This window comes from Halolamina salina (genome assembly GCF_054653455.1).
In genome coordinates, this window is record NZ_BAAIGE010000002.1 from 1,805,622 (window position 1) to 1,823,260 (window position 17,639).

The window sequence follows — 17,639 nt, forward strand, 5'->3', positions numbered from 1 at the left end:
GGCGAGGCTACTCCTCGCTCTCGCGCTCGGCGTACTCCTCGGGCGTGTACGTCTCGATCTCCAGCGCGTGGACGCTGTCGGTCATCTCGTCGCCGACCGCGTCGTACACCATCTGGTGCTGGTCGACCAGCGTCTCCCCCTCGAAGGCGGGGGAGACGACGACCGCCGCGAAGTGGGCGTCCTGGTGGTTCCGGTCGTGGTGAGCCCGGGGGAGGTCGACTGTCGCCTCCGCGTCGGGGATCTCGGCCTCGATCGTCGCTTCGAGTTCGTCCGTGTCCATACGCTACCCCCGGTCGTGCGGGGTGAAAAGGCAGTCGGTGGGGATCGTCGGGAACACGCGAACCGTCGACGCCGTCGCGGCCGACTGGCTCGGCGTCAGCGCTCGACGACCGTCCCGACGAGCTGGCCGAGCGTCGCGAGCGTCCGCGTCTCGACGGCGCTGCGGTCGACCGCGACCACGCCCGTCACGTCGCGCTCACGCGCCTGTCGGGTGAGGCGATCCAGCAGCCGGACCGCCCGGTCGGCGTCGACGTACATCAGCAGCACCTGCACGTTGTCGATCAGCACCCAGCCCTCGCCGGGTTCGACGTGCCGCATCGCCTCGCAGTAGCGCATCGACAGCCCGGTCAGGTCCGCGGGCGAGACGGCCTCGGTCGTCCAGAGCGGCCCGTCGTAGCGCACCGGCGAGCCGTTGACCGGGATCAGGCCGCAGTTCCCCACCGGCACGCCGCGGTCCCGGAGCGCGGACTCCACCCGGTCGGGCGCCCACGGCGAGACGACGAGGAGGTTCTCGAAGCCGCGCTCGGGCAGTTCGGTCAGCCCGGTGCTCATCGACGGGAGCGTCACCAGCGCCTGCCGGCCGGACTCCTCGGGGAGCGTCGCCGTGTCCTCGGGGACGTCGGTCCCCGCGCGCTCTCGCCCGACTTCGGGCGCGAGCAGCATCGACCGGCTGCCGAAGCTCACTGTTCGCCACCCCCGTCGAACCGGCCTTCGAACGCCGCCGGCTCGGGGTCGTCGTCGGGCGACGGCGTCGGAACGGTCAGGAACGGCCGCGCGAACGATGCGGTGCCGGCGAGGGCGGCAAGTGAGGCCAGCAACACGAGCAGCGAGACGCGGAGACCCGGACCGAACAGGAGCACGTCGACGGCCGCCGCCGTCAGCAGGACGAACGCCGTCGCCAGCGAGAGGAAGCCGGCCGTGTGCGCGACGTTGCCGGAGTAGCGGACGACGGGGTAGACGAGCAACGCGCTGGTGACCGAGAGCGTCAGCGCGTCGAGCAGCGCCAGCAGCCCGACCGGCGTGACCGCGGTCATACGCGGCGCCACCCCGCGAGCAGGACCACGCCCTGGGCGGCGGCGACGAACGCAGCGAGGACGGCAGCGCTGGCGACGACGGCCCGGTAGCGAAGCGGCACCGCGGCGCCGAGCGCGCCGGGGATCGACGCCGCGAGGAAGCCGCCGAACGCGACCGGCAGCGGGCGCAACACGTCGCCGAACGGGGCGTTCCAGTACCCCCGAACGGCGATCAGCGAGAACGCGAACGACCCGAGCAGCGCGAGCGTGGTGGCGACCGTGAGCGCGCGCTCGAGGATCACACCAGTTGGTACTACTGTCACCTGATAAGTCTATCGTCAGCTATACGACGACCACACGACAGGCTCGGGCTTCTTCTCGGGTTTCGAACTATCAGGAAGAAACGACGCTCCCACGGGAGTCGGGCTACGTCCAGTCGTCGAGTCCGGTCTGGACGAGCGAGTCCTCGATGCGCTCGAAGCCGCGCTCGACCTCGTCGGCGTCGACTCCCCACGTCTCGGTCACGTAGCGTTTCGCGGCGTCGATGTCCGGATCCACGTCGAGGTCGAGGTCGTACTCGTCGGTGACCGGCGGGTCGAAAAAGAGCTCCCGGACCCGGTCTGCGTTCTCGACGTACACGTCGTCGGCGTCCATCACGCCCCAGACGTCGCCGTGTTCCTTCACGGCTTTCACGGCCGTCTTGGGGCCGTAGCCGCTGACGCCCTCGTTGAAGTCCGTCCCCATCAGCAGCGCCACGTCCACGAGCTGTTCGTAGGTGATCTCGTGTTTCTCGAGGGTCTTCTGGAGGTCCATCAGCTCCGGATCCCCTTTCGAGGTGAGCTGTCTGAGCGTCAGGGGGGAGCCGAACGTCATCGTGTCGTAGTCCTCGCTGCCGGCGTAGTCTACGTCCCCGACGGCGGCCATGTGAGCACACTGGGCCTCGCCCTCGGCAGGTGCCTCCATGTACGGCACGTCGAGGCGGTCGAACAGCCCGCGGGTAGTCTCGTGGATCGTGTCCGTCAGGCGTTGGGTCCGGGCGTCGAGCCGGGCTGCCTCGACGGAATCACCGGACTCCTCGGCTTCCTGTCGGCGCTGCTCGGCCTTCTCGCGCTGCTCCCGTCTGCGCTCGACCTCGTCGCTCTTGAGGTCGGTGACGCCGCCGTCGAACACGAACACCGGCGTCACGTCGGCCTCGAAGAACTTCGGCAGCCCCTGTACGACGCCGACGAGGTTGGCGACCTCCTCGCCGTCGTCGGTCGTGTACACCGAGTCGGCGGTGAACTTCACCGTCGTCGTGAGGTAGCGGTAGAGCCAGTTGTGCGCGTCGACGGCGACGACGCTCCCCGACAGCGAGTCGAAGGGGACGTCCTCGATGACCGCCACGTCGCGGAGATCCGCGTTGCCCATGGGCCGGGTAGCCGACGCGCGGGCTTGAAGGTGGAGGATCGCGGCCGGTCAGGGCTCCGGCGTCGGCCCCTCGGGCACCGGGACGAGCGCGGGCGCGTCGTCGCCCTCGCGACGGTCGAGGAACGCGCGTTCGTCGTCGCTGAGGTCGCGCTCCTCGTCGGTTCGGAACGTGTCCAGCCCGCACTGGTACGTCGCGGCGTCGCGCTGGCCCGGCCGTTCGAGCACCAGCTCCGCCAGCCCCGTCTCCCGGCCGGTGAACACGAAGCCGGCCTTGTACAGCGCGTGGTACGCGAAGGGGTTGTTGACCGCGATCCGGCAGCGGCGGTACCCCTGCTGCTCGGCGCGTTCGGCGACGAACGCCGCGAGCCGGGCGCCGATCCCCTCGCCACGTCGGTCGTGGCGGGTGGTGATGTAGCGGATCCACAGCACGCCCGGGTCGGTGCGGTCCTCGTTGAACGCGGCGGCGGCGACCACGTCGCGCTCGAACGGGTCGCTCTCGCTCCCCGGCTTGTGGCGCTCCACGTCGGCGTCGACGCTCCGGGGTTCGGCCCGCGGGCCGCCCGGGTCGCGGGCGACCGCCTTGCCCGTGTTGCTCATCACGAACTTCCCCGCGTAGCTGAACTCCCGGAAGTCCAAGCGGAGCGTCGGCCCCGCGGCCGGCCAGCCCAGCAGCGCGAACTCCATATCGGATCGAAACGGCTGGATCCTTATGAGCGTTCGCCGTCGCCGGGTTGATCCCCACGGCCGTCCACCGTAGGGCTATGACCGGCTGGCTCGGCCGCGGCGACGTGCGCTTCTTCGACCGCGTCGCGCGGCTCTACGACGTGGCGATGCCCCCCTCGCGGACCGACTGGGCGACCGAGGCGTTCGCGTTCGCGGAGCGCCCGGTCGAGCGAGTGCTCGATCTCGCGGGCGGAACGGGCCGGGTCGCGGCGGCGCTCGCCCCCGAGTACGACCCCGTCGTCGCCGACGTGTCGGCGGGGATGCTCGACCGCGCGCGAGGCCGCGGACTCCCGGCCGTCCGCGCGGACGCCGGGCGACTGCCGCTCCGGGGCGACGCCGTCGACGCCGCGGTCGTTGTCGACGCCTACCACCACCTGCCCGACCGCGAGGCCGCGGTCCGGGAGGCGTCGCGCGTCGTCGCGCCCGGCGGCGTCGTGGTGATCCGGGACTTCGACCCGACGACGCTGCCGGGGCGAGGGATCATGCTGGGCGAGGCGCTGTTCGGGATGGACTCCCAGTTCGTCGCCGTCGACGCGGCGGCGCGGGACCTGACACGCGCCGGCCTGCAGTCGCGGGTGCTCGACCGCGGCACGGTGTACACGGTCGCCGGGCGCGTCCCCGGCGAGTGAGTCGGGAGCGAAGGAGTCAGTAGGGGGGAGGGGAAACCCGAAGCCATGAGCGAGTCGTTCCTCTCGAAACGGGTCGACGGGTCGGCCGCGCCGCTGGCGGTCGGCGACGCGATCGCGATCCTGGTCGTGATCGCGATCGGCATGAGCAACCACAACTCCCTGACGGGCGTGGTCGCGCTGCTCGAAACCGCCGCGCCGTTCCTGCTGGGCTGGGCGGTCGCGAGCGTCCCGGTGGGCGCCTACTCCGCCGGCGCCGCCGAGTCGGCGAAGGCCGCGGTGCCGCTGGCGATCCGCTCGTGGGTGCCGGCGGCGGTGATCGGCGTCGCGATCCGCGGCGCGCTCCAGAGCAGTTTCGACACGAACCTGGCCATCTTCCTCGCCGTGATGCTGGCCACCGGCTCGGTCGCGCTGGCCGGCTGGCGCTGGGTCGCGTTCAAACTCCGCTGAGGCCGCCGCCCGAACGCTCCGGCGATCGATCGTCGTTACCCTCGCGTCGGGCCAGTACCGGGACGGTCCATAACTTATGGAAATTCATCGGGATGGTTCCGTAGAGTTTCGGTAAACCGTATCGGTGACCACCGTTCGGATTACGTCTGGGCTACGGGAAACAGTTAATACGGATGATTTCGAAGTTCGTACTGGAGTATGACTGGCTACTACGACTACGTACTCGCCCTGATTCCGGGTGTGTTGGTCGGAGTGACGGCAGCGCTCTCGCTCCTCGGGATCCCCTTGCGTGGGGCACTGTTCCTCGGGGCGGGGGCGTCGATGGTCGTAGTCGGCCACGCTCTGTTCGTCCGGACCCCGGCGGTCGACGAGCGGTCCCGGTCGGAGGTACCCCCCCGCTCGGAGCCGCCGGGGACGAACGCCGACTGAGACCGCCGTCAGGCAAGTACTGTTTAGGCGTTCGCCCCCGACTGTGGGGGTATGACCGAGACGCTGTTCCTCCGTAGCGACGACGTCGACGGACTCGCCGATCCCGCGGAGTACGTCGACGCCGTCCGCGAGGGGTACCGCCAGCGCGGCGAGGGCGCCGCCGCCGAGCCGCGAACCAAACTCGGCAGCGGCGACCCGCCGGGGATGCTCACCAGCTACGGCGCGATACTGCCCGACACGGGCGCGATGGGCGGCTACATGTACAGCGCCGGCTTCGGCGCGGAGGACGCGTGGTTCACGACGCCGCTGTTCGACGCCGACTCCGGGGAGCCGCTGGCGGTGCTCGACGGCGCGTCGATGAACCCGTTCAAGACCGGCGCGACGGGCGCGGTGGGCGTCGACGCGCTCGCCCGCGAGGACGCCGACAGCGTCGCGCTCATCGGCTCGGGCGCGCAGGCCCGCGGGCAGCTCCGCTGCACCGCCGAGGTCCGCGATCTCGAAACCGTCTGGGTGTTCTCTCCGACGAAGGAGTCCCGCGAGAGCTTCGCGGGCGAGATGAACGAGCGCCTCGACGCCGCGGTCGCCGCGGTCGCCTCCCCGGCGGCGGCCGTCGAGGACGCCGACGTGGTGATCACCGCCACCACCGCCTCGGAGCCGGTGTTCGACGGCGACGACCTCGAACCCGGCACCCACGTCACCGCAATGGGGCAGTACGACCCCGAGAAGCGCGAACTCGACGCGACGACGATCGAGCGGGCGAAATACGTGCCGGACCTCCGCGACCGGGCGACGAAGGACGCCGGCTCGTTCCTCCACGCGCTGGAAGAGGGCGTCGTCGAGGAGGACCACATCCACGCCGAACTCGGGGAGGTGATCGCCGGCGAAGCCGAGGGACGGACCGACGACGAGGAGATCACCGTGTTCGACTCCGGCGGCACCGGGATCGAGACGGTCGCCGGCGCGTACCTGCTGTACGAGAAGGCCGTCGAGCAGGGCCTCGGGGAGACGATCGAGTTCTCGCCGGCGAGTCAGGCGTTGACCGGGGAGTGAGGCCGTGTTCGAGTGGCTGTTCCCGGGCTGGACGTCCCCGGGGCTGTTGACCGCGCTGGTCGTCGCTCGCACGCTCTGTAACCTCGGACTGACGGCGGCGATCCGTGAAGCGTCGGAGTCGGCGGTCGCGGTCGCGGCCGGCGGCGCGCTGACCGTCGCGACGACGACCCTCACCGTTGGCGTCCTGCGCGGGACGTTCGGGATCACCGCCAGCCACGTCGAGAGCCTCCTCCAACTGGCGCTGCTGGTGCTGGCGGGCGTCGTCGTGCTGCGGGAGGGGGGCACGCGCGGCCGGAACTGGGCGATCCTCGCCAGTGCGGGCGCGGTGCTACTGTACCTGTTCTCGATCCCGCTGTTCGGTGAGGCGACGGTGGCGCCGTAGTCGCCAGTCGTCGGCGAAGCGCAGTCGTCCTTCGGGGGAGCGATCGCGACGGGAACCCGCCCGACGACAGGTATAACCAATCGTATCGCCTCGTTTCGAACGAGCGGAGCGACCGTCTCACATCACCATTCAGCCCGGATCGGGCACTCACTATGCAAGACACAGCGAAATACCTCATTCACGCGAAACTGTCGGCGGACGGTGTCATCGAGAGAAGCGACGTCGTCGGCGCAGTGTTCGGCCAGACCGAGGGCCTGCTCGGCGACGAGATGGACCTGCGTGACCTGCAGGACTCCTCGAAGGTCGGCCGCATCGACGTGAGCGTCGAGACCGAAGGCGGCCAGTCCTTCGGCGACGTGACGATCGCCTCCTCGATGGACAAAGTCGAGACCGCGATCCTCGCGGCGTCGCTCGAGACGATCTCCCGGGTCGGCCCCTGTCAGGCCCGGATCGAAGTGACCGACATCGAGGACATCCGCGCCGCCAAGCGCCGGATCGTCGTCCAGCGCGCCAAGGAACTGCTCGCGAACTCCTTCGAGGAGAGCGTGCTCACCAGCGACGAACTCCACGAGGAGGTCCGCGAGTCCGTCCGCGCCGGCGAGATGGACGAGTACGAGGGCTACCCGGCCGGTCCGAACGTCGCCGACGGCGACGCAGTCGTCGTCGTCGAGGGGCGGGCCGACGTGGCCCGCCTCCTCGAGTTCGGTGTGAAAAACGCCGTCGCCGTCGAGGGCACCAACGTCCCCGCGGAGGTCGCCGAACTCACGACGGAGCGGACCACGACCGCCTTCCTCGACGGCGACCGCGGCGGGCAACTGATCCTCCGCGAACTCGGGCAGGTCGGCGACGTGGACTTCGTCGCGTTCGCGCCCGAGGGGGAGTCCGTCGAGGAACTCCGCCGCGGCGAACTGCTCGCCGCCCTACGGGAGAAGACGCCGTACGAGGTGTACGAGCGCGCCCGGGAGGCCGGCGACGCCGAGTCGGCCCGCGAGGTCGTGACCGGCGACACGGTCCGCGAGACAGGAAGCGCGGAGGAGCCACCGATCGTCGGCGGCGACGCGGTGTCGATCGGCGACGACGACACGAGCGGCCCCGACGAGCCGGGCGGTCCGGCCGACGAGGAGTCGTCGAAGACGGCCGTGACCGACGGGGCGGCGATCGCCGAGCAGTCACTCGTCGAGCAGGTCGACAGCACGACCGAGACGACCGAAGAGACGACGGACGAACCCGCCGAGCCGGCGACACCGACGCTGGCCGAACACGTCCGGGAGGTCGTCGGCGAGAACGCCGGCACCGTCAGGCTGCTCGACGAGGAACTGACGACGCTGACGGAGGCGCCCGCCGGCGACGCCTACGAGACCGTCGACGGCGCCGAGGGCGCCCACGCGCTGGTACTCGACGGCGAACTCGACCAGCGCGTCCTCGACGCCGCAGCCGACCGCGACCTCCAGCACGCCGTCGCCCGCACGACCGGCGAGTTCGTCAAACAGCCCGTGACCCCACACGTCCGGCCGGTGGAAGGGTTCCTCTCCTGACCGGCCCTACCGCTCCGGACACTTCGGGAGGTGGGAAGCGATGTCGGGCACCGAGGAGCCACAGAGGCTACACTCGAAGGGGTCGGTCTGTCTGCCGCCGCGGTCGGTGTAGTCCACCTCGTAGCCGGCCTCCGAGAGCACCTCGCTGACCACGTCGCGCTGCTCGCGGGGCACCGAGGCACGCAGGCGCCGCCGGACGGAGTCGGCGGGGAGCTGCTCGACCTCCGCCTCGTTCACCTCGATCCACGCCCGGACGACGGTCTCCAGATCGTGGCTGTCACGGAGGTACGCGACTTCGGTCAGGCCGCCGGCGACGCCCTCGGTTGACCCGCCGCCGCCCGGGCCGCCGGAGATGTTGAGCGTTCCGATCAGCGCGCGGACGTTCGTCGCGAGGTTCTGTACCGGGAGCTGCTTGCGCGGGGAGGGTCCCTTCTCCGCCAAGTACTCGACGGCCCGGGAGTCGGACGGCTTCTTCGGCATGGGGACACGTGTCACTGTTGACTCCACCAACGTATACGTACGTATCGAGGCACGATTTCCGGCTATCGGTCAGCCGACGACGACCGCACGCATCAGGTAGCCGGCGTCGCCGTCGTAGGCGTCCAGCTCGACGGCGACGCGCTCGAAGCCCAGTTCCTCATAGAGCGCCTGTGCCCCCTCGTTCTCGGCGGCGACCCTCAGCGTCACTTCGGTGCCGGGAGCAAGCCGATCGAACAGGGCGCGGAACAGTGCGCGGCCGCGGCCCGCCCGGCGGTAGTCGGGGTGGACGACCAGTTCGGCGGCGTAGGTCGGCTCCCCGGGGAACCACAGGAGGTAGCCGACCACGGCTCCCTCGTCGGTCGCGACGAGCAGTTCGCCGCCGGCGACCGGGTCGAGCAGCTCCGGAGCCGGCTCGGGGAGGTACTGCTGGAGGCGGCGAACGGCCGCCCGGTCCTCGGGACGAGCCTCGCGGATCACAGGACGACCGTGAGCAGGACGCTCGCCAGCGCGCCCGACAGCGTCGCGAGGAGGTTCACCGTCTCGTTCTCGAGGCGGTCGCCCTCGACGGTGGCGCCGAGCAGGCTGTCGGCCGTCATGCCGACGACCCCGCCGACGGTGACGAGCGCGACCACGACCGGCGGCGAGCGGGTGAGGCCGAGTACCGCCACCGCGAGCACCCCGACCAGCGCGGCGCCGACGACCCCCGCGAGTTCGCCCTGCCACGTGACCGCGCCGTCGGTCCCCGGCGGGACGCGCTCGCCGGTCGTGACCAGCCGCGGGCTGTCGAACAGGCCGCCGATCTCGCTGGAGAGCGTGTCGCCGGTCGCGGTGGCGAGCGAGCCGGCGAACGCCAGCCGGAACAGGTCGGCGTCGATCGGGAGTTCGGGCGCGGCCGCGAAGCCGACGACCGCGACGAGGGCGATGCCGGCGTTACCGAGCACGTTGCCCAGCCCCCGGGCGCCCTCGTTCTCCTCGGCGACGCCGCGGTCGGCTTTCTCCTCGTAGCGGAACTTCGTCGAGAGCGTCCCCACGCCGAAGAACGTGAGTAGGAGGACGAACCAGCCCGGCCCGCCGAGTCCGATGGCGGCCAGACACAGTAACACGCCCGAGAGCATCCCCTCGACGGAGGCCGTGCCGGTGGCGTAGGTGACGCTGCCGAGGAACGCGGCGACGGCCAGCGCGAGCCCCACGTCGAGGACGTGGACCGCGGGCGCGAGCGCGCCGACGACGAGCATCGCCGCGCCGACCGCGAACGTCACCGCGCCGGCGTCGCCCGGCGAGAGCATCGACCGGGTGAGCGCGGCCACCAGCGCCGCCGTCGCGGCGTGGAACGTGAACGTCGGCGCGGCGACCATGAGGGTGGCGTCGACGCTCCCGGGGGTGAGCGGCACGGCCGCCAGCCCGACGACGGCCAACTGGGCGAACAGCGCGGCGGCGAACGCGACGACGGTGAACGTCGAGACGACGAGGAACTGCTCCTCGAAGCGGTCCCGGACCGCGGTGGCGCCGAGGTTGCCGACGCCGACGGCGACGACGCTGGCGGCGAACGCCGGCAGCGGCATGGTGTAGGTGGCGGCGACCGGCGGCGCCGCGAGGACGGCGAGGACGGCCGCCGACAGCGAGAACGCCGCGAGGCCGTAGAGGCGGCCGGCCTGTCGGTCCCGCGGGCGGGCGAACAGCTCGAACAGCGGGCCGTCCTCGATCAGCAGCGCCGCGGCGCCGGCGACGGCGAGGAACGGCAGCGCCGTCGCCCGGCCGAGCAGCGGCGCTGCGAGCGCGAGCAGGGAGACCGCGGCGAAGCCCGCGTCACGCCTGAGCCTCCGGTTCACGTCGTCGGCTACCCCCGACGCCCACTTAACGGTCCCGACACCACGCCGGTGCCGACCGGTCCACTGTGGTGTGGTTCCGCGGCTTGAGCGCCCAGCGAAGGCTTTTCGAGCGCGCACCACCCAGAGGGAGCCGTGGGAGCGTACGACGCCTACCTCGCCCTCCGCCACCGCCTCGCCGACGCCGACGGTCCCGACCACGTCGCGCTCGTACTGACGGAGCGTGACCTGCTGGAGCAGGGCGCCTACGACACGCTCGAACGGACGCTCGGCTGGGCGTTCGACTACGGCGCCGAGCGGGTGACCGTCTCGGTGTCGGTGCTTGACGAGGCGGTCGTGCCGACGCTCGTCCGGGAACTCCGCGGGATCGACGCCCCCAGAGCGGTCGCCGTCCGGGGACCGGACGGCGCCGAGCGCGCCGACGCCCCGATCCGGATCAACGTCGGCCTCGGCGGCCGCGGGGAGTTCGCCCGCGCAGTCCGGGAGATGGCCGAGGACGTGGCGGCCGGCGACCTCGACCCCGAGGCGGTCGACGAGGAGACGGTGACAGACCACCTCGTGTTCCCGGAGGAGCCGGACCTGCTCATCAAGACCGGCGCCGAGCGGCTCTCCGATTTCCTGATCTGGCAGTCGACGTACTCGGAGCTGTACTTCACGGACGTGAACTGGCGGGACTTCCGGAAGCGGGACTACCTCCGGGCGGTGCGGGAGTTCGAGAACCGCCAGCGTCGGTTCGGGGAGTAATCAGTCCGCGGACTCGGCGGTACTGCCGTCGAGTTCGGCGTCGAGTTCGGGTGCCGCCGTACCGGGGAGCTTCTCGCGCAATCGGCCCGCCACCGTCCGGGCTTCGGCGAGTTCGGTCTCGGCGACCGCGCGCACGATCGCGGCTGCCCGCTCCCGGCGGGTGCGCTGCCACGAGCGCTCGCGGGACTGGTAGGTTCTGATTCCGCGCAGGAAGTCGGTCTTCGAGAACTCCGGCCAGTACGGCGCACAGAAGTACGCCGCGGCCTCGTTGCCGTTGGCGTGCCACGGGAGGAAGTTCGAGGTGCGCTCGTCGCCGCCGGTGCGGATGATCAGGTCCACGTCCCGGACCTCCCGGCCGTAGAGGCGGTCGTCGACGAGGTCGGTGTCGATCGCCGCGGGGTCGAGTTCGCCGGCCTCGACGTCTTCGAGTACGTCCCGGGCGGCCCGGAGGAGTTCGTTTCGACCGCCGTAGGCGAGCGCGACGTTGAGCCGGAACGAGTCGTAGCCGGCGGTGCGGTCCTCGGCGTAGCGGATCGCCTCCCGGACGCGGTCGGGCAGGCGGCCGGTCTCGCCGATGGCGCGGATCGCCACCCCGTTCTCGTGGATGCGGTCGTTGTCGGCGATGGAGGTGAGTTTCTCTTCGAGCAGGTCGTAGAGTTTTTCGCGCTGCTCCGGGGGGCGTTTGAAGTTCTCCGTCGAGAACGCGTAGAGGGTGAGTTCCTTCACTCCGAGGTCCTGACACCACTCCAGCACTTGCTCGGTCGTCCGGGCGCCGGCGTCGTACCCCTCGGTCGCCTCGTCGCCCCGTTCGCGGGCGTAGCGACGGTTCCCGTCCTGAATGATCGCGACGTGGGACGGGCCGCCGTCGCCCTCGCGGCGGAGCAGGCGCTGGTAGGCGCGTGCAACCTGCTCCCGGAGCCACTGCTTCATGGGTGGCTGTGCGCCGTCGGCGAGTATGAGTCTTGTGACGCTATCGCGGCACGCGAGCGTCAGCGGCCTCCGTATCGCTGACTCGGAGCGACTGCCGCGATCGGGTGTGACGTACCGAGACCGCGGCGCGCGACCGACCGTGACCTCCGTGTCACGGTCGAAGAGCGGATGCCGCGGTCGTGGGCGAGCAACAGCACGCGAGCGTCAGCGACCTCCGTGTCGGCGATTCGGAGCGACTGCTGCGGTTCCCACAAACGACTTAACCCGGAGCGACAGAGTACCGTCCATGGATCCCCTCGCGTTACAGATAGACCTCAACTTCCGGCAACTCGGCGTGGAGGCCGGCTCCGGTGCGCTGATCGGTGCCATTATCGGCTTCGCCGCGAAGAAAGTCGCCAAGATCATCGCCGTGCTCGTCGGCATCGAACTGGCGCTGTTCAAGTTCCTCGAGTCCCGCGAGATCATCACCGTCGACTGGGACAAGCTCACCTCCGGGCTGATGGGCGCCAGTCAGGACGCCGCCAGCGGGGCGCCGCCGACGTGGCTCCAGACGATCCTCTCGACGCTGTCGGTCTCCGCGGGCTTCACCGGCGGCTTCTACGTCGGGTGGCGGCGGGCCTAACGGTCGAGAACCGTCGATCGCCGATCAGCGCGTCTTCAGGTCGTCTTTCTCCTTGACGATGCTCGTCTCCGCCTCGCCGCTGGTCTCCTCGTTGACGAGGTCGTAGAAGTCGTTCTGCATCCCGGCGGGGAACGTGACCACGCCGATCCAGGAGCCGTCGGCCTGCCACTCCTCGCGTTCGAGGTCGCCGTACTGGCGGATCTTCGCCTGTGCGCTACCCGCGTAGTCGGCGGGGACGTTCACCGCGACGGTGATCTCGTCGAACCGGATCGGGATCACCGGCCGGAGCGCGTCGAGCGCGTCGTCGACCTGTGACTCCACAGGCTCCATCGGGTCGATCGAGAAGCCGGCCTCCTCCAGCGCCCGCTCGATGCGCTCGGGCGGGTGTGGGGCGTTATCCATCTGGGGGTTGACCGCGTTCCGGGCGATCTTGTTGACCAGCGCGTTGTGCTTCTGCTCCTCCATCTCCTTGCGCTGCTCGGCGGTGATCTGTATCTCCCCGCGCTCGACGACCTCGGGGATGATCTCCAGCGGGTCGGTCGTGCCGAACACCTCCTCCAGATCGGCCTCGGCCGGGCGGTCCCCCCGCGAGGCGTTCTCGAACACGTCCTCCGCGGCGATCACGTCCTCGAGGTCGCCCTCGAACTCGCCGCGCTTGATCTCCAAGGCGGCGTCGGGGTCGATGAGCACTTCGAAGCGCTCGCCGTGTGACTCGAGCCGGGCGGTGACGGCGTCGTCGAGCGGAATCATGCTTCAGGGTTCCACGGCCGGGCCTATAAACCGTCGCCCTCCGGTCAGCCGAACGCTCCCAGACTCGACTGCATCTCGCGCTCGCTCGCCCCCTCGCTGACCTCGTACCCCACCAGTTCGCGCAGGTCGACGGCGTACGTGCTGCCGCCGCGATCGAGCAGCAGGATCCGGCCCTTCACGCCGCGAACCGTCCCGGTGGCCATCGTCTCCGCGACCGGGCGGCCCGCGAGATCGAGGCCGTAGTCGAAGTCGAACGTCTCGATCGGGTCGAACTCCCCGAGCAGGTCCTGCCATGCCTCGTCGTCGACTGAGCGGCCGAGTCCGTCGATCTTCGTGGGCACGCGGACGCGATCCGGGATGCGCTCGGCGATACCGGCCTCGATCCGCCGGGCGGCGCGGCCGTCGTCGACGGTCCGGATGTGGGCCGCGCGGTCGGCGCCCTGCTCCAGTAGCCGGGTTTCGAGGCGCCACTCGCGCGTGACGCCGACCTTGAACGTGTCCGGGGCGAAGGCGGCGAGGTACACCGCGTGGTCCTCGAAGCAGTCCATCTCGTCTTTCAGACACTCGCCGGTACAGCGTGCACAGACCCAGACGTGGCTGTGCTGGTCGCAGTACGGCGCGGCGTCGGCGTCGCAGGCGACGTGTTCGCCGTCGTCGACGACGCCCGCGCAGTGGCGGTCGCCGAGCGTGTAGGCGAGTTCGGCTCCGGGCGTCAGATCGACGTACTCTACCCCGTCGTCGGCGGCCAGCAACAGGCCTCCGTCGCCCGAATCGTAGCCCACGAACTGCACACGCCGGCTTGGGTGTGGGTCCGCATATGGCTGTTCATCGCGGCGTCCACCTATCTATCCTCTCGTTTATCGGATGATTTTCCATCCTATACGAGTTATTTACTCTATAAATTAGCAAAGATTTATCTACTCGCCAGTTTGTGGTACGAGTCGTCATGCCACGAAACGGCTCGACACGTCGTGACGCGCTGAAACTGGTCGGTACCGCCGCCGGGGCGTCGACGCTCTCGGGGGTCGCCGCCGCGAAGGACGACGAGAAGATCGAGGTCAACATCGGCTGGGCGAACGGGCGGGGCCGGTCGAAGGCCAAGGGAGCGCCGGGCGAGGAGGTCCGGGAGTTCGCGTTCGGCGCGATGACCAAGCGGATGCCCGCACAGGCCGCGAAGGGGCTCCGGAACAACCCCAACATCCGCTACGTCGAGGAGAACGGGACGATGGAGGCGCTGGCCCAGTCCACCCCGTGGGGGATCGACCGGACCGACAGCGAGGTGGCGCACACGAACGGCGACACCGGGGACGGCGCCGACATCGCGATCATCGACACCGGGATCGACGACGACCACCCCGACCTCCAAGCGAACGTCGGCGAGGGGAAGGCGTTCGCGACGTGTGGCTCCGGCGGGCCGTTCGGCGGCTGTTACTTCTCGGGCAACTCGAACAGCTGTAACACCGACTGGTCCGACGACAACGACCACGGCACCCACTGCGCCGGCACCGCGAACGCGGTGAACAACGAACAGGGCGTCGTCGGCGTCTCGACCCAGGCGACGCTGCACGCGGTGAAGGTGCTCGACTGCGGCGGCTCGGGAAGCTTCTCCGACATCGCGGCGGGCGTCGAGTACGTCGCCGATCAGGGCTGGGACGTTGCCTCGATGAGCCTCGGCGGCTCCAGCAGTTCGCAGACGCTGAAGGACGCGGTGGCCTACGCGGCGGACGCGGGCGTGTTCCTCGTCGCCGCAGCGGGCAACTCCGGCTCCTGTACCGACTGCGTGGGCTACCCGGCCGCCTACGACGAGGTGATGGCCGTCTCCGCGACCAGCTCCGACGACAGCCTCGCCTCCTTCTCCTCGACGGGACCGGAGGTCGAGATCGCGGCGCCCGGCGAGAACGTCAACTCCACGGTCGCGGGCGGCTACGGCCAGAAGAGCGGCACGTCGATGGCCTGCCCGCACGTCGCCGGCGCCGCCGGCCAGCTCGCCGCCCAGGGCCTCTCCCGGACGGAGATCCGCGACACGCTCAAGAGCACGGCCGAGGACATCGGCCTCGGCAGCAACGAGTCGGGCAGCGGCCTGCTCGACGTGGCGGCCGCGCTGGGCTACGACTCCAGCGACAACTGACGGCGCCCCGCTATCGGTCGAAAACGGAGAGAACGGCCGGTCGAGCGCTCGACCGGCGAGCCGGCCTCACTCGGAGGCGTCCCGGACGTCCATCGAGCGGCAGTCCGGACAGCGGACGCCGATCATGCGCGTCTTCGGCAGGTCGAACTCGGTGCCACACGACGCACACTGGTAGGTGAACACGTCGTCGTCACCGTCGGACCCGCCGGAGATCGCGTCCGAGATTGTGCTCAGGAGTCCTACGCTCATTGCTCTCCCCACGGATTTGTTCGGCGAGCCGCTTCAAAGTTGGGCCGGCCCTGACCGGGTGGAGCCGGCGGGATCACCGCACTGAACTCGGGTCGCCACCCGTCCGTGCCAGCGCGTCGGCGAAGTCGTCGCGGGCGATTTGGATCGTGTACTCCGCGACGCCGTGGGCGTCCGCCCACTCCTCCTCGGAGTCACACAGCGCTTCCAGCAGTTCCAGCCCGCGTTCAGTCCCCGAGTCGGTCTCCTCCCGGAGCGTCCGGAACAGGTCCGCACGCTCGGTATCGCCCTCGTCAGCGAAGAACGAGACCACCTGCCGGTGGGTTCGGTCGGCGACCAGCCCCCGCCCGACCATCCCCGCGGCAGCGCGGACGATTGGCCCCTCGCGCCCGCGGAGATAGCTGTGGAGCGTGCCGCCGTCGCTCGGCTCGTACTCGCCGTCGATCGCGTCGAGGACGCGTTCGCGGTGGCCGGCCTCCCGCTCGGCCACGGCCGCGAACGCTTCGCGGGCCCGGTCGTTCGGTTCGTCGTCGGCCCACTGCGAGAACGTGAGGTGTGCGGCGTGCTCGGAGTCTGCGGCGGCTTCGAGCACCCGCCGGACCGTCGGCTCGCCGTCCGTGAGCGCGGTCAGTAGCGCCGGCGAGTCGAGCCCGTCCAGTTCCGTCCGTTTCGCGTCGGCAACCCGCTCGCGGAACGTCGCGCCGTCCATGGTCGAGCGTCGGTGGGCGGGAGGAAAAGATGTCCCGTCGGTCGGTCGCCCGGAGGAGATCAGTCGTCGTCCGCCGCGGCGTCGGCGGCGTCGGCCTCGGCATCCTCGATGCTCGGCGGGTAGCTCCCGCGGTCGAGTTTGAGGTCGGACTTGGGGCGGGCCATACACGTCAACGCGTAGTTCTCGGCCTCCTCCTCGGTGAGCGCGCGCTGTTCGACGACGGTCTGTTCGACCTCGCCCTCGATGATCTCCGCAGAACAGGCCAGACACATTCCGACGCGACAGGAGTACTCCTGGGCGATCCCCTCCTCCATGCAGACCTGCAGGATCGGCCGGGTCTCGGGAACCTCGATGGTCTCGCCGGTGCCGACGAACTCCACGGTGTGCTCGGTCATCCTCCGAGGCTGGGTGGGGAGCCGAGAAAAGCGTTTCCCGATCCGGCCTACGCCTCGTCCTCGGACTTGTGTCGGATCGTGAGCACGGGCACGTCCGAGGTACGGACGACGCGCTCGGTGACGCTGCCGAGCAGGAACCGCTCGACGCCGCTGCGGCCGTGGGTGCCCATCACGACCAGATCGACGCCCTCGCTGTCGACGTAGTCGAGGATGCGGCGGTACGCGGTGCCGGAGACGACGTGAGTCTCGATGTCGACGCCCGCGGCCTCGGCGGCGTCGACGACCTCGTTGACCGCGCGCTGGCCCTCCTCCTCCAGCGCGTCGATCACCAGCTCGGAGCCGGACTCGATCGAGGAGAACGCGCTGGCGTCGACGACGTACAGCGCGTGGATGGTGGCGCCGTACGTCTCCGCCAGCGAGACGGCGTGATCGATCGCGTCGGTCGCGGCGGGGCTTCCGTCGGTGGGAACGAGGATGTCGTCGTACATCTCGTGGGGAGGATCGGGCGGGAGGGATTAGAAACCCCGGTTCAGTCGAGTGCCGCCCGAACCGCCGACTCACACGTCTGCATCCCCTCGTAGCGCTCGTTCTCGCCGTCGCCCAGCGCCTCCGTCTCCACGACGCGCCAGCCGTCCCGTTCGTAGACCAGCCCCTTCACCCAGTCCTCGGTCGCGAGGAGCAGCCCGGCGATCGCCCCCGCACCGGCGCCCTCGCGGTCGGCCACGTCGACGGCGATGTCGAGCGCATCCGAGTGGTTCAGCGAGGCGAGTTCGGCGTCGGTCAGCGGGCGATCCGGGAGGGAGTCGAGCACGCTCATAGTCGACAGTTAGGGCTCGCGTAGAAGGCGCTTCCGAACGGTCCCTCGCGGCGGGGCCGCTTCCGAACGGTCCCCCGACCAATACGCTTCCGAACCTT

At 70.3% G+C, this 17,639-nt stretch carries 26 protein-coding genes; 9 read left to right on the forward strand and 17 right to left on the reverse strand.

The genetic code is table 11. The annotated features are described in order from the left end of the window. Positions 1-7 precede the first annotated feature (7 nt). The 6 genes from ACYQZ5_RS09760 to ACYQZ5_RS09785 form a co-directional block, all read right to left on the reverse strand. Positions 8-280 (reverse strand): BolA/IbaG family iron-sulfur metabolism protein, encoded by a 273-nt coding sequence (locus ACYQZ5_RS09760; RefSeq protein ID WP_379731997.1) that lies wholly within the window; start codon positions 278-280, stop codon positions 8-10. A gap of 95 nt (positions 281-375) precedes the next feature. Then, positions 376-963 carry a DUF7504 family protein gene (locus tag ACYQZ5_RS09765; protein WP_379818378.1) on the reverse strand — a complete coding sequence of 196 codons (588 nt, stop codon included), beginning with the start codon at positions 961-963 and terminating at the stop codon, positions 376-378. Beyond that, the gene (locus ACYQZ5_RS09770; RefSeq protein WP_459846011.1) at positions 960-1,313 is read right to left on the reverse strand and encodes a hypothetical protein; all 354 of its coding nucleotides are present in this window, start codon (positions 1,311-1,313) and stop codon (positions 960-962) included. The genes ACYQZ5_RS09765 and ACYQZ5_RS09770 overlap by 4 nt, the downstream gene beginning before the upstream one ends. Continuing rightward, positions 1,310-1,594: a hypothetical protein gene (locus ACYQZ5_RS09775; RefSeq protein WP_379818379.1), complete on the reverse strand. Its 285-nt coding sequence runs from the start codon at positions 1,592-1,594 to the stop codon at positions 1,310-1,312. The genes ACYQZ5_RS09770 and ACYQZ5_RS09775 overlap by 4 nt, the downstream gene beginning before the upstream one ends. Positions 1,595-1,718: 124 nt before the next feature. Next, the gene (gene fen / locus ACYQZ5_RS09780; RefSeq protein ID WP_379732858.1) at positions 1,719-2,699 is read right to left on the reverse strand and encodes a flap endonuclease-1; all 981 of its coding nucleotides are present in this window, start codon (positions 2,697-2,699) and stop codon (positions 1,719-1,721) included. A 48-nt stretch (positions 2,700-2,747) separates the two neighbouring features. Then, positions 2,748-3,383 carry a GNAT family N-acetyltransferase gene (locus tag ACYQZ5_RS09785; protein ID WP_379818380.1) on the reverse strand — a complete coding sequence of 212 codons (636 nt, stop codon included), beginning with the start codon at positions 3,381-3,383 and terminating at the stop codon, positions 2,748-2,750. Between the two features lie 77 nt (positions 3,384-3,460). Between ACYQZ5_RS09785 and ACYQZ5_RS09790 the strand changes: the two genes are divergently transcribed. The 6 genes from ACYQZ5_RS09790 to dnaG all read left to right on the forward strand — a co-directional run bounded on the left by ACYQZ5_RS09790 (position 3,461) and on the right by dnaG (position 7,894). Next, positions 3,461-4,051, forward strand: a complete 591-nt coding sequence (locus ACYQZ5_RS09790) for a class I SAM-dependent methyltransferase (protein ID WP_459846014.1) — start codon at positions 3,461-3,463, stop codon at positions 4,049-4,051. A 45-nt stretch (positions 4,052-4,096) separates the two neighbouring features. Then, a complete protein-coding gene (locus ACYQZ5_RS09795) occupies positions 4,097-4,498 on the forward strand; it encodes a DUF3054 domain-containing protein (RefSeq protein ID WP_379818775.1) in 402 nt (133 codons plus the stop codon). A gap of 198 nt (positions 4,499-4,696) precedes the next feature. Then, positions 4,697-4,927 (forward strand): DUF8015 family protein, encoded by a 231-nt coding sequence (locus tag ACYQZ5_RS09800; RefSeq protein ID WP_379733211.1) that lies wholly within the window; start codon positions 4,697-4,699, stop codon positions 4,925-4,927. Between the two features lie 51 nt (positions 4,928-4,978). Further along, positions 4,979-5,977: an ornithine cyclodeaminase family protein gene (locus ACYQZ5_RS09805; RefSeq protein ID WP_459846016.1), complete on the forward strand. Its 999-nt coding sequence runs from the start codon at positions 4,979-4,981 to the stop codon at positions 5,975-5,977. 4 nt (positions 5,978-5,981) lie between these two features. Continuing rightward, positions 5,982-6,359: a hypothetical protein gene (locus ACYQZ5_RS09810; protein WP_379732161.1), complete on the forward strand. Its 378-nt coding sequence runs from the start codon at positions 5,982-5,984 to the stop codon at positions 6,357-6,359. 152 nt (positions 6,360-6,511) lie between these two features. After that, positions 6,512-7,894: a DNA primase DnaG gene (gene dnaG / locus ACYQZ5_RS09815; protein ID WP_379732160.1), complete on the forward strand. Its 1,383-nt coding sequence runs from the start codon at positions 6,512-6,514 to the stop codon at positions 7,892-7,894. A 6-nt stretch (positions 7,895-7,900) separates the two neighbouring features. Here dnaG and ACYQZ5_RS09820 read toward each other — a convergent pair whose 3' ends face one another. The 3 genes from ACYQZ5_RS09820 to ACYQZ5_RS09830 all read right to left on the reverse strand — a co-directional run bounded on the left by ACYQZ5_RS09820 (position 7,901) and on the right by ACYQZ5_RS09830 (position 10,203). Continuing rightward, positions 7,901-8,374 (reverse strand): hypothetical protein, encoded by a 474-nt coding sequence (locus tag ACYQZ5_RS09820; RefSeq protein ID WP_379732159.1) that lies wholly within the window; start codon positions 8,372-8,374, stop codon positions 7,901-7,903. 69 nt (positions 8,375-8,443) lie between these two features. Continuing rightward, entirely contained in the window at positions 8,444-8,851 is a 408-nt protein-coding gene (locus ACYQZ5_RS09825) for a GNAT family N-acetyltransferase (RefSeq protein WP_379732158.1), read from the reverse strand. Beyond that, positions 8,848-10,203, reverse strand: coding sequence for a DUF92 domain-containing protein (locus tag ACYQZ5_RS09830; protein ID WP_459846019.1), 1,356 nt, complete (start codon positions 10,201-10,203; stop codon positions 8,848-8,850). Before ACYQZ5_RS09830 ends, ACYQZ5_RS09825 begins: the two co-directional genes overlap by 4 nt. A 132-nt stretch (positions 10,204-10,335) precedes the next feature. Between ACYQZ5_RS09830 and ACYQZ5_RS09835 the strand changes: the two genes are divergently transcribed. Continuing rightward, positions 10,336-10,944, forward strand: a complete 609-nt coding sequence (locus tag ACYQZ5_RS09835) for an undecaprenyl diphosphate synthase family protein (protein ID WP_459846021.1) — start codon at positions 10,336-10,338, stop codon at positions 10,942-10,944. Here the strand turns inward: ACYQZ5_RS09835 and uppS are convergent, their stop codons facing one another. Next, positions 10,945-11,874, reverse strand: coding sequence for a polyprenyl diphosphate synthase (gene uppS, locus ACYQZ5_RS09840; RefSeq protein WP_379731683.1), 930 nt, complete (start codon positions 11,872-11,874; stop codon positions 10,945-10,947). A 286-nt stretch (positions 11,875-12,160) separates the two neighbouring features. On the opposite strand from uppS, the gene ACYQZ5_RS09845 reads away from it, so the two are divergent. Then, positions 12,161-12,496, forward strand: a complete 336-nt coding sequence (locus ACYQZ5_RS09845; protein ID WP_379731682.1) for an FUN14 domain-containing protein — start codon at positions 12,161-12,163, stop codon at positions 12,494-12,496. Between the two features lie 24 nt (positions 12,497-12,520). Here ACYQZ5_RS09845 and ACYQZ5_RS09850 read toward each other — a convergent pair whose 3' ends face one another. Then, the gene (locus tag ACYQZ5_RS09850; RefSeq protein ID WP_379731681.1) at positions 12,521-13,246 is read right to left on the reverse strand and encodes a ribosome assembly factor SBDS; all 726 of its coding nucleotides are present in this window, start codon (positions 13,244-13,246) and stop codon (positions 12,521-12,523) included. A 44-nt stretch (positions 13,247-13,290) separates the two neighbouring features. Continuing rightward, entirely contained in the window at positions 13,291-14,037 is a 747-nt protein-coding gene (locus ACYQZ5_RS09855) for a DUF2797 domain-containing protein (RefSeq protein ID WP_379731680.1), read from the reverse strand. A gap of 155 nt (positions 14,038-14,192) precedes the next feature. Here ACYQZ5_RS09855 and ACYQZ5_RS09860 point away from each other — a divergent pair, with 155 nt between their 5' ends. Continuing rightward, a complete protein-coding gene (locus tag ACYQZ5_RS09860) occupies positions 14,193-15,374 on the forward strand; it encodes a S8 family serine peptidase (RefSeq protein ID WP_417353590.1) in 1,182 nt (393 codons plus the stop codon). A 66-nt stretch (positions 15,375-15,440) separates the two neighbouring features. On the opposite strand, the gene ACYQZ5_RS09865 is transcribed toward ACYQZ5_RS09860, so the two are convergent. The 5 genes from ACYQZ5_RS09865 to ACYQZ5_RS09885 all read right to left on the reverse strand — a co-directional run bounded on the left by ACYQZ5_RS09865 (position 15,441) and on the right by ACYQZ5_RS09885 (position 17,541). Continuing rightward, positions 15,441-15,623 (reverse strand): TFIIB-type zinc ribbon-containing protein, encoded by a 183-nt coding sequence (locus ACYQZ5_RS09865; RefSeq protein WP_379731679.1) that lies wholly within the window; start codon positions 15,621-15,623, stop codon positions 15,441-15,443. Between the two features lie 73 nt (positions 15,624-15,696). Then, complete coding sequence (locus ACYQZ5_RS09870) at positions 15,697-16,329, reverse strand: rubrerythrin family protein (protein WP_379818389.1); 633 nt, start codon at positions 16,327-16,329, stop codon at positions 15,697-15,699. A gap of 59 nt (positions 16,330-16,388) precedes the next feature. Further along, positions 16,389-16,724, reverse strand: coding sequence for a 2Fe-2S iron-sulfur cluster-binding protein (locus tag ACYQZ5_RS09875; RefSeq protein WP_379732624.1), 336 nt, complete (start codon positions 16,722-16,724; stop codon positions 16,389-16,391). Positions 16,725-16,771: 47 nt separating this feature from the next. Next, entirely contained in the window at positions 16,772-17,212 is a 441-nt protein-coding gene (locus tag ACYQZ5_RS09880; protein WP_379732625.1) for a universal stress protein, read from the reverse strand. A gap of 41 nt (positions 17,213-17,253) precedes the next feature. After that, a complete protein-coding gene (locus ACYQZ5_RS09885; RefSeq protein ID WP_379732626.1) occupies positions 17,254-17,541 on the reverse strand; it encodes a DUF7964 domain-containing protein in 288 nt (95 codons plus the stop codon). Between the last annotated feature and the right edge of the window lie 98 nt (positions 17,542-17,639).

What these genes read in the sequence shown, in the direction of transcription:
- ACYQZ5_RS09870 (WP_379818389.1), bottom strand. Translation starts at nt 16,329, where the DNA reads ATGGACGGCGCGACGTTCCGCGAGCGGGTTGCCGACGCGAAACGGACG.
- ACYQZ5_RS09880 (WP_379732625.1), bottom strand. Translation starts at nt 17,212, where the DNA reads ATGTACGACGACATCCTCGTTCCCACCGACGGAAGCCCCGCCGCGACC.
- fen (WP_379732858.1), bottom strand. Translation starts at nt 2,699, where the DNA reads ATGGGCAACGCGGATCTCCGCGACGTGGCGGTCATCGAGGACGTCCCC.
- ACYQZ5_RS09865 (WP_379731679.1), bottom strand. Translation starts at nt 15,623, where the DNA reads ATGAGCGTAGGACTCCTGAGCACAATCTCGGACGCGATCTCCGGCGGG.
- ACYQZ5_RS09805 (WP_459846016.1), top strand. Translation starts at nt 4,979, where the DNA reads ATGACCGAGACGCTGTTCCTCCGTAGCGACGACGTCGACGGACTCGCC.
- ACYQZ5_RS09885 (WP_379732626.1), bottom strand. Translation starts at nt 17,541, where the DNA reads ATGAGCGTGCTCGACTCCCTCCCGGATCGCCCGCTGACCGACGCCGAA.
- ACYQZ5_RS09860 (WP_417353590.1), top strand. Translation starts at nt 14,193, where the DNA reads ATGCCACGAAACGGCTCGACACGTCGTGACGCGCTGAAACTGGTCGGT.
- uppS (WP_379731683.1), bottom strand. Translation starts at nt 11,874, where the DNA reads ATGAAGCAGTGGCTCCGGGAGCAGGTTGCACGCGCCTACCAGCGCCTG.
- ACYQZ5_RS09770 (WP_459846011.1), bottom strand. Translation starts at nt 1,313, where the DNA reads ATGACCGCGGTCACGCCGGTCGGGCTGCTGGCGCTGCTCGACGCGCTG.
- ACYQZ5_RS09820 (WP_379732159.1), bottom strand. Translation starts at nt 8,374, where the DNA reads ATGCCGAAGAAGCCGTCCGACTCCCGGGCCGTCGAGTACTTGGCGGAG.
- dnaG (WP_379732160.1), top strand. Translation starts at nt 6,512, where the DNA reads ATGCAAGACACAGCGAAATACCTCATTCACGCGAAACTGTCGGCGGAC.
- ACYQZ5_RS09790 (WP_459846014.1), top strand. Translation starts at nt 3,461, where the DNA reads ATGACCGGCTGGCTCGGCCGCGGCGACGTGCGCTTCTTCGACCGCGTC.
- ACYQZ5_RS09795 (WP_379818775.1), top strand. Translation starts at nt 4,097, where the DNA reads ATGAGCGAGTCGTTCCTCTCGAAACGGGTCGACGGGTCGGCCGCGCCG.
- ACYQZ5_RS09800 (WP_379733211.1), top strand. Translation starts at nt 4,697, where the DNA reads ATGACTGGCTACTACGACTACGTACTCGCCCTGATTCCGGGTGTGTTG.
- ACYQZ5_RS09760 (WP_379731997.1), bottom strand. Translation starts at nt 280, where the DNA reads ATGGACACGGACGAACTCGAAGCGACGATCGAGGCCGAGATCCCCGAC.
- ACYQZ5_RS09845 (WP_379731682.1), top strand. Translation starts at nt 12,161, where the DNA reads ATGGATCCCCTCGCGTTACAGATAGACCTCAACTTCCGGCAACTCGGC.
- ACYQZ5_RS09850 (WP_379731681.1), bottom strand. Translation starts at nt 13,246, where the DNA reads ATGATTCCGCTCGACGACGCCGTCACCGCCCGGCTCGAGTCACACGGC.
- ACYQZ5_RS09785 (WP_379818380.1), bottom strand. Translation starts at nt 3,383, where the DNA reads ATGGAGTTCGCGCTGCTGGGCTGGCCGGCCGCGGGGCCGACGCTCCGC.
- ACYQZ5_RS09875 (WP_379732624.1), bottom strand. Translation starts at nt 16,724, where the DNA reads ATGACCGAGCACACCGTGGAGTTCGTCGGCACCGGCGAGACCATCGAG.